General features: G+C 40.2%; 9 protein-coding genes. All 9 read left to right on the top strand.

The genetic code is table 11. From position 1 onward, the window contains the following. Positions 1–204: 204 nt before the first annotated feature. The 9 genes from P0108_RS06975 to P0108_RS06935 all read left to right on the top strand — a co-directional run bounded on the left by P0108_RS06975 (position 205) and on the right by P0108_RS06935 (position 8686). The gene (locus P0108_RS06975; protein WP_473730923.1) at positions 205–2610 is read left to right on the top strand and encodes a glycoside hydrolase domain-containing protein; all 2406 of its coding nucleotides are present in this window, start codon (positions 205–207) and stop codon (positions 2608–2610) included. Between the two features lie 104 nt (positions 2611–2714). Further along, positions 2715–3020: a hypothetical protein gene (locus P0108_RS06970; protein WP_473730922.1), complete on the top strand. Its 306-nt coding sequence runs from the start codon at positions 2715–2717 to the stop codon at positions 3018–3020. Positions 3021–3125: 105 nt separating this feature from the next. Continuing rightward, positions 3126–3485, top strand: a complete 360-nt coding sequence (locus P0108_RS06965; RefSeq protein WP_014554460.1) for an HNH endonuclease — start codon at positions 3126–3128, stop codon at positions 3483–3485. A 160-nt stretch (positions 3486–3645) separates the two neighbouring features. Next, on the top strand, positions 3646–4197 hold the full coding sequence (locus P0108_RS06960) for a P27 family phage terminase small subunit (protein ID WP_473730921.1): 552 nt from the start codon (positions 3646–3648) through the stop codon (positions 4195–4197). 11 nt (positions 4198–4208) lie between these two features. Next, positions 4209–4994, top strand: a complete 786-nt coding sequence (locus tag P0108_RS06955; RefSeq protein WP_473730920.1) for an S-adenosylmethionine synthetase N-terminal domain-containing protein — start codon at positions 4209–4211, stop codon at positions 4992–4994. Positions 4995–5008: 14 nt separating this feature from the next. Next, on the top strand, positions 5009–6277 hold the full coding sequence (locus tag P0108_RS06950) for a site-specific DNA-methyltransferase (RefSeq protein ID WP_473730919.1): 1269 nt from the start codon (positions 5009–5011) through the stop codon (positions 6275–6277). Then, positions 6270–7757 carry a DNA cytosine methyltransferase gene (locus tag P0108_RS06945; RefSeq protein WP_473730918.1) on the top strand — a complete coding sequence of 496 codons (1488 nt, stop codon included), beginning with the start codon at positions 6270–6272 and terminating at the stop codon, positions 7755–7757. The genes P0108_RS06950 and P0108_RS06945 overlap by 8 nt, the downstream gene beginning before the upstream one ends. Positions 7758–7823: 66 nt before the next feature. Further along, entirely contained in the window at positions 7824–8459 is a 636-nt protein-coding gene (locus P0108_RS06940) for a virulence protein (protein WP_410310741.1), read from the top strand. Further along, complete coding sequence (locus tag P0108_RS06935) at positions 8456–8686, top strand: DUF4314 domain-containing protein (protein ID WP_473730917.1); 231 nt, start codon at positions 8456–8458, stop codon at positions 8684–8686. The genes P0108_RS06940 and P0108_RS06935 overlap by 4 nt, the downstream gene beginning before the upstream one ends. Positions 8687–8953: the final 267 nt, after the last annotated feature.

Here is an 8953-nt window from a genome sequence, read left to right as displayed (position 1 = left end):
CAGATGGCATGGTAAAGCGTTAGAGCACATGGTTTTACCAGATAATCTAATCCAAATCTGAAAAAATGGTACGGTTTGGTACGCTCTGATACGAGACGTTACAGCCTTCTATATGGTATTATAAACTTAGCAAAAATTATAAATACTAAGCCTTGAAAGAGTAATCTTTCAGGGCTTTTTTCATGCCCAAAAGGAGGACATAACATGGATCAGATGGTATTGCAAACACAGCAATGGTTAAACAAAACCTATGGTGATGATACTCGTTATACGAAAGTAAAAGAGAGTGGTCATACTGGCTGGGACACTATCAATGGTTTGATTGTTGCATTGCAAATTGAATTAGGAATTCAGCATACAGCTGCTAATTTTGGTGCGGGTACAACACGAAAATTTAATCAACGTTATCCACACGGTGTTAAACAACAAGATGATAGTGATGAGTCGAAAAGTAATGTTTACTCGATTATTCAAGGTGCTTTATGGTGCAAGGGCTATTCGACAAGTAATAATATTACGCAACACTTTTATAGTGGAACAGGGCGTGCTGTTAAAGAGTTGAAGAATGATATGGGTATTGGTGGTGATTCTACTGTAACAATTGATGTAATGAAAGCACTTCTTTCCATGCAACAGTTTGTTTTACTAAATCGTTACGGTGGTACTGGCGTTGTTAGGATTATTCAACAAACTATTAACCGAACCTATAAGAACTATACGGGTATTATTCCTTGTGATGGTTTGTATGGTCGAGAAATGAATACCGCACTTATCCAAATTTTACAGTCGTTAGAAGGTTATTCGCCTGATGATGCCACGGGTAATTTTGGACATGGTACACGACGTAATTTGAAAACTATTAGCAGACAAAACGCTTCTTCCTATGGTAAGTGGGTATGGTTAGCAAAAGCTGTACTTAATTGCATTAGATATGATTGTCTTCAAAATGAGAATTGGGATGATGATTTTGCTGAGCAACTCACCAAATTCCAGAAAGACTACAAGCTTCCAGTCACCGGAGCACTTGATGTTAACACGTGGATGTCGTTGTTAACTAGTAAAGGTAATCCAGACAGAAAAGCAAAAGCATGCGACACACGTTTTGAAATTACTTCGGAATTACTCAATACTCTTAAACGCGACGGATATGAAATTGTTGGACGTTATTTAACAGGTGGCTCGTTTAAAGAAATCCGTGAAGGCGAGCTGAAACGTATTGTTGATGGAGGCTTGAAATATTTCCCTATTTTCCAAGAAAATGGTCGTAATCTTAGTGACTTTACGTATCAAAAAGGTCTTGAACACGGTAAGAAAGCTAGTGAAGCAGCATTATCTAAAGGTGTACCAGCAACAGCAATCTATTTTGCGGTAGACATGGATATTTATGATTATCAGATTGATAGTAACATTATTCCTTATTTTAAAGGTATTAATGAAACTATTGATTCTCGTTACTCAGTGGGTATCTATGCGTCACGTAACGTGTGTACAAGGATATCTAATGTAGGGTTGTCTGCTTCTAGTTTCGTATCAGATATGTCTACTGGTTTTAGTGGCAATCTGGGATTCCCAATTCCTAAGAACTGGAACTATGATCAATTCCATGAAATCTCAGGATATGGTGGTAAATGGGACTTAGACAAGGTTGCTTACAATGGGAAAATACCAGCCTGTAATAGTGTTAATATCGCAATAAAATATGTTCCTAATAGCTATTTGCCTAAAGAAGTAGATGTTAAAAATATGACTCCTACAATTTTTGAAGCTATTGATTTAGTGAAAAAATTAGAACAAATATACTCTGAATATCAAAAAGAAAAATTAATACATTTAGATCGTCATGTGTCAATGATATATCGTGGGGTATTGAACTTTTTAAGTAAGAAATATTTAAAAGGATATAGTAACTTCTCTATCGCTGTAACTCCTTTTGATGAGGAGTTCGATGAATATTTCAAGTCTAAGCATTCAGAGTTTTACAATCTACTTCAAAAGTTTATCAAACAAGAAATAAGCGATACTAAAGTGGGACTTAACGATTTGCAACATTGGGCAGTAACAACGCTGGCATACACTATCTGGAATACGAGTCCAGATTCGTGGGTCGGTTGGGCTGGAGACTTAGCAACAGGAATGAGAACATTACATAAATATATAGGAAACTATCCTGATCTAGACGTTAGGAAGTCTGCTATTTCAATCATTGGTGCGTATCCTCCATATTCTTCCGATTATTTTATTTCAAAAGGTATCATTATGAATAGTGAGGAGAATGGCAATGAGTGTCATTTTATCGACTTGTGTGATGATGCTGATGCTATAGGAGTCTCAAGAATCCTAAAGACAGATAATGGAGTAAATAACTTAAGTGATGCAATGCGTACTTACTATTCAAGTGTTACTAAATCAAAGAGGTATCTTCAATACGCGCGTGATGGATTAGATTTTACTGACATCAACTCGTTAACTAGAACGATTAAGTATGTTATGAATAGTGTTTTAACAAATCTACCTCGTTTTGGTTTAAATACACTTAAAGGTGGAGCTACAGAGCAAGAGCAAAATGCGTGTTGTTATGCTTTTGCTTACTATTTAATGAGACATATTTAATACTGTTGTAAGGGGTAAAATTAATCTTCTACCCCTTACAAATTTTGCGTTTTATATAGTAGATAATCAGAAATGGTATAACGAATGCTATAACCACGTAAGACATGAATATAAAGAAGAATTCTCGCGCAGAAGCATCTGATAAAATCAAAACGGCTGGTGGCAAAAGTATTGCAAAAATAATAGATGGTAGGAACAAAGATTTAGATATTTTTAATGTCGTCTTGTTAATAAAAATGAGATGTAGTGGATATAGATATAGTCCAAGGTCTAAACCTAACCAGATAAAAAACGCTCTATCGTCTATGTATTCAAACGGATGGCCACTCGGAGATAAGCTGTCATTTTTAGGTATGCTATCGGCAATCAGTGATAAGACAACTGGAATAATGATAATGCAAGCAATATAAGTGTAAAAATATACTATTTGTTTTTTTGTCATAATAAGCATCTCCTACCAATTTATTTTAGTAATTATACAATACGTGCAAGCTTGCTGAAAGGGAGGATGAGTCTTGCCAAGAAAACCTAAAAGACCGTGTTCTTATCAAGGCTGTCCGAACCTAACTGACGGCAGGTTTTGCGAGGAACACTTAAAACAAGAGAACCGACGCTACGAAAAATACGAGCGTCCTTATGATGCTCACAAGCGTTACGGCAGAGCATGGCAGAAAGTCAGAGATTCTTATGTGAAAGAGCATCCTTTCTGTGAGCTTTGCTTTAAGAACCATATGCTTGTGCCTGTTGAGCAGGTTCATCATATTAAACCGATTGCTGAAGGCGGAACGCATGAGAGGAATAATCTTATTTCTCTATGCAAATCCTGTCACTCTAAAATTCACGCTAAGCGTGGAGACCGCTGGCATAACAAATAAAAACCACCCCAGGGGCGGTCAAAATCTCTAAAAACCTATTCCCCGGGGAACGGGCGCAGGGTCTCGCGTGCAAAAACAGCGTATTCAAAAGGGTAATAGGCAAAATCAGACAAGAAAAATTTTTTTGAGTTAAAACTCACGTGGGAAGGAGGTGGAAAGTTTGCCTACAAAATCAAATAATATCGGCGGTCGTGGCGGCAGACGCGTAGGTGCCGGGCGAAAAAGGAAAGCGGTTGTTGAAAAAGCGAATGAAGGAAACCCCGGTGGCAGGCCTTTAAGCGTTCTTAATATTCCGGAGCTTGAAGGTGCTGAAATGCCTCAGCCTCACGAGTTTTTATCCGCCACACAAAAAGACGGCACTCAGCTTCAGGCTAAAGAAATTTATGCTGAAACGTGGAAGTGGCTAAAAGACATTGGTGTGAGCAGTAAAGTGCCATCTCCTCTTATTGAACGGTATGCAATGAGCTGTGCTCGTTGGATTCAATGCGAGGAAGTAACCAGTAAACTCGGGTTTCTTTCCAAGCATCCGACCACGGGTAAACCGATACCATCGCCTTTTATAAATATTGGTATTAACTACATGAATCAGGCGGTCAGGCTTTGGAATGAGATTTTCCAGATTGTGAAAGAAAACTGTTCGACTGAGTTTGATGGTGTTTCACCTCAAAACGATTTAATGGAACGCCTGCTTTTAACACGTAAAAACATATAAGGAGAAAAATTATGATAGAAAAAGTAAATCCAAGTCACCCGGACAAGATTGCGGATCGTATTGCGGGAGCGATTGTTGATCTTGCTTACAAGATTGATGAGAATCCTAAGATTGCTGTTGAAGTGATGCTCGGGCATGGTAAGTGTGCCGTGTTTATTGAAAGCACGGTGATGTTTAAGTTTAAGGATATTAAAAATATTATCCACCGTTTAAGCCCTGGGAAAGTAAAGATTGATATTACGGTCGTGCCGCAGGATAAGCATTTAAGCCAAAACCAAAACGGCATGGTTCGCTGTGGTGATAACGGGATTTTTAAAGGCGTACCACTAACAGACGAACAGAAGAAACTTTCTATTATTGCTCGAAAGGTTTATGAAAAGTATCCGTATGACGGCAAGTATGTTCTTGATGGTGAAAAGCTTATCATCTGCCAGTCTCACGCTAAACGAGAAGACTTATTGAAAGACTATCCGAGTGCGTTTGTTAATCCTTTAGGTGACTGGACGGGTGGTATCAACGTGGATACGGGTGCGGTTAATCGAAAACTCGGGTCAGACATGGCTGATTCTGTTACGGGCGGCGGTCTTCATGGTAAAGATCTTACAAAAGCTGACGTGTCGGTTAATATTTACGCGTTTTTGAAAGCGCAGGAAACCGGTCGGGTGGTTGAGTTTTCTTGCGCTATCGGGGACGAGATGGTTGATGGTAAACCGTATGTGCAGATTGTGAAAATTGCGAAAGATTACATTGACTCGGTGGGTGGCTTTGAAAAGTTCGCTTGCTGGGGTCTTTTCTAACGGGAGGAAAGCTTATGGAAAAAGAAATGCAGTATTATCTGGCTGACGTAAGTGAGCTTATCCCGTATGTGAGAAACGCTCGCACGCACTCTGAGGCGCAAGTATCTCAGATAGCGGCAAGTATTCGCGAGTTTGGTTTTCTATCCCCAATTCTAGTGGCTGAGGATAATACGATTCTTGCAGGACACGGCAGGCTTGCCGCGGCATTAAAACTGGGTCTTAAAAAAGTTCCGTGCGTGAAAGAAAACCATTTAACTGAAACACAAAAGCGTGCTTATATTATTGCGGATAATAAGCTTTCACTTAACGCCGGTTGGGACAATGAGCTTTTAGCTGTCGAGTTGTCGGAGCTTGAAGGAGCGGATTTTAACCTTGATCTTCTCGGGTTTGACGAGGCGGAGCTTTCCAGTATTTTTGATGCTGATAAAGACGTAAGCGATGATGATTTTGATGTTGAAAAAGAGCTGGAAGAACCGTGTTTTTCTAAAACGGGTGACATATGGACGCTTGGTAAGCATCGTGTTATTTGCGGTGATTCAACCGATTCTTCTACGTTTGAAAAACTGCTGGGTGAAACGAAAGTTAATCTTGTTTGCACGGACGCACCTTATTTCGTGAACCTTGAAAACGCGTCAGGGAAAATTAAAAATGATGATTTAAGCGATAAAGAAGGCTACGAGTTTTTAATGAAAGTTTTTACCAACTTCAAAAACTCTATGGCAGCTGACGCGTCTATTTACGAGTTTTACGCGACCATGAAAGCACGTGTTTTCTACGATGCTTTTGAGGACGCGGGGTTTAAGGTTGCAGCCGGTTTAATTTGGAAAAAGCCGAGAGCACCGCTTATGCGAACGGACTGGAAGTTTAACATGGAGCCGATTATTTACGGTTGGCGTAAAGACGGTAAACATAAGTGGTATGGCGATCAGAAACAGACAGCCGTGTTTGAATTTGACGGGATTAAAAACTCGAAGGAAGAAGGCTGTGGGCATCCTTCCAGTAAGCCCGTGCCGTTAATCGCTTATCTTATTAAACAAAGCACGCAAACAAACAGTCTTGTGTTAGACGGGTTTTTAGGCTCAGCATCCACGCTTATAGCCTGTGAGCAGATTGGCAGAGTCTGCTTTGGAGTGGAGCTTGAACCTAAATTCATTGACGTTGCGGTTAAACGGTATATGAAGTTTCACGATGATAAAACCAAGGACGTGCTTCTTATACGAGATGGGAAACAGTATAGCTTTAAGCAGGCAATTGAAATGATGAAAGAGGCTGGCGATGAGTAAAACACTTACACTCGCCAGCCTTTTTGATGGCTCGGGCGGTTTCCCTTTAGCAGCTACGCTTACAGGGATTAAACCTTTATGGGCAAGTGAAATCGAGCCGTTTCCTATAAGAGTTACCACTAAAAGATTACCTGATGTTAAGCACTTAGGTGATGTGTCAAAGATTAAAGGCGATGCTGTGGAAGCGGTTGATATTATCACCTTTGGAAGCCCATGTCAGGACATGTCGATTGCAGGTAAACGGGCAGGCCTTAGCGGTTCTCGCTCGAACCTGTTTTTTGAAGCGGTTCGGATTATTAAAGAGATGAGGAGGAAAACAGGTGGACAAAAACCAAGATATATCGTTTGGGAGAACGTTCCGGGAGCGTTTTCCTCAAATAAAGGAGAAGACTTCGAGAAAGTTATCAAAGAAATCTGTGCTGTCAAAGGACATTCGTTTAATGCTCCTAGACCTGAAAAATGGAGCAGTGCAGGACTTGTCATGGCAGAAGATTTCTCACTCGCATGGAGGGTACTTGATGCTTCATACTTCGGAGTACCCCAGAGAAGAAAACGTATCTTTCTTGTCGCAGATTTTGATGGACAAAGTGCCGGAAAAATATTATTTGAGCAAGAAAGCATGCCTGGGGATTTTACGGCGAGCGGAAAGCCGTGGCAAGAAACTGCCGAACATTTTGAAACAGGCACTGGTGATGCAATCGAAAGATACTGTTTAAACGATCAGGGCGGAAGCAGAATGGACGTGTTTGAAAACAAAAGCGGCACGCTTACAGCAAGTGTGGGAAACCATCCACCGCTCGTGTTTGAAAATCACGGACATGACTCACGGTATAAAGGACCTCTTAGCGTGTCTCAAACCGTGCTTTCCACGTTTGGAACCGGCGGGAATAATCAGCCTTTTGTGGTTTGTGATAAAACCTGTTTTGACGTTCGTCTAACATCGCTCAACACGAAAAACAAGCGTGCTAAAGTGTATGAAACGAAACTGGCAAGAACAATTAACACAGGGCTAAACTCGCCTGAAGCTAATCAAGGCGGTCTTGCAATCGTGTACTCTACGAGTAAAAACTCGCATCACACGAATGCTCGGGCTGAAATGACAGACACGCTTGTGGCAAGTGACTATAAAGATCCTCCTGTCGTAAACGATATGAATGAGGATAAACACTATGTGGTTAGACGTTTAACACCGAAAGAATGTGCAAGACTGCAGGGTTTTCCTGACTGTTGGTGTGATAGTCTTCAAACGGAAAATCCGAGCGATGAAGAGCTTATCTTTTGGCAGGATGTGTTTGAAACACATCGAAAACTAGTCACGAACGCCTGTAAGCCTAAAAGCAAAAACCAGATAATCAAATGGCTTAAAAATCCTCACACTGATTCAGCAGAATACAAGATGTGGGGTAACGGCGTGGCACTTCCCTGCGTGTATTTCGTTCTCAAAAATATCGCTTATTTTCAGGCGAAAGAAAGCACATAAGACTTGCTATAAACCTTCTTTAGAGTGATGTATATACACAAGGAAAAACCTAAAGGAGGTATTAAAATGAGCTTAGAATATGGTTTAAAAGGTTCTAAAAGAAAACCACTCATACAAGCAATAGAAGATTTAACAGGTCTTAAAGCCACGTATCTGAAAACTCCCAGCATGGCTTACAAGATAGGTCCTTTCACAGTTGGTAAAACTGGGACAGTAACATCTGCAGATGATGAAGACCTAAAGGATCTAAAACAAATACTTGAGGGCGACTATGGTATACGCCTTCCTAAAACACAAGATGAAAGCACACGCATGCTTACAGTCGAGTTTCCAAAAGATAAGCTTGATGTGACTAAGCTTAGAAAAATCATCAAAAACAAGGGTGATTTAATTAAAAAAGCACTCGATGTGACAAGCCTTGAAATAGAAGAAAATGATGAAACAGTTAGTTTTCTCTGGTTTAAAGATGTAAGCCAAGATCATATGGATACTTACATGAAGCTTATTTTGGCTCTTTGCAAAATGAGTTTGGAAGTAAAACATGTGAATGAAACTAAGCATAAGCCGGTTAACGATAAGTATGCTTTCAGATGTTTTCTTCTTAGACTCGGGTTTATCGGAGATGAGTTTAAAAAGGATAGAAAGATTCTGCTTTCCCATTTAGAAGGCTCCTGTGCTTTTAGAAACGAAAGAGGTGAATGATGAGAACGGTAAGTAGAGAACAGGTTGAAAAGCTTAGAAAAACTTATCCTAAAGGTTGTTTGGTAGAGCTTATCTTAATGGATGATGTTCAGGCACCTCCTATCGGCACTAAAGGCAGAGTGCGAGGTGTTGATGATATGGGTTCAATCATGGTTTCCTGGGAAACAGGAAGCGGGCTAAGCATTGTTTATGGCGTGGATAAGTGCCGAAAAATTAGCGACTTGTAAGAACAATAATTAGTGGAAATACCAGCGGTTTTATCCCATTTATTGCTTGATAATATGTGCTTTTAGAGTGATATATAGTATCAACAAAAGCAAAGAAGCAAAGGAGAAAACCTATGAAAAAAAGAAACCTTACAAAGACTTGCAAGCGAAGTTAAAGCCTGCAGACGCTACACGCTAAACGCAATCAAAAAAGCTGAAGAAGGAAAAAATAGCTCGGCTATCAGCATGCTCGACATCGCGCAAACAGCAAAAACCTGCGCTGAGCAG

The sequence above is a fragment of the Gardnerella sp. c10Ua_244 genome (assembly GCF_055818055.1).
This window is presented reverse-complemented; position numbering and strand designations above follow the sequence as displayed.

Coding starts and splice junctions, on each gene's coding strand:
- P0108_RS06975 (WP_473730923.1), top strand. CDS start 205: ATGGATCAGATGGTATTGCAAACACAGCAATGGTTAAACAAAACCTAT.
- P0108_RS06970 (WP_473730922.1), top strand. CDS start 2,715: ATGAATATAAAGAAGAATTCTCGCGCAGAAGCATCTGATAAAATCAAA.
- P0108_RS06955 (WP_473730920.1), top strand. CDS start 4,209: ATGATAGAAAAAGTAAATCCAAGTCACCCGGACAAGATTGCGGATCGT.
- P0108_RS06950 (WP_473730919.1), top strand. CDS start 5,009: ATGGAAAAAGAAATGCAGTATTATCTGGCTGACGTAAGTGAGCTTATC.
- P0108_RS06945 (WP_473730918.1), top strand. CDS start 6,270: ATGAGTAAAACACTTACACTCGCCAGCCTTTTTGATGGCTCGGGCGGT.
- P0108_RS06940 (WP_410310741.1), top strand. CDS start 7,824: ATGAGCTTAGAATATGGTTTAAAAGGTTCTAAAAGAAAACCACTCATA.
- P0108_RS06935 (WP_473730917.1), top strand. CDS start 8,456: ATGATGAGAACGGTAAGTAGAGAACAGGTTGAAAAGCTTAGAAAAACT.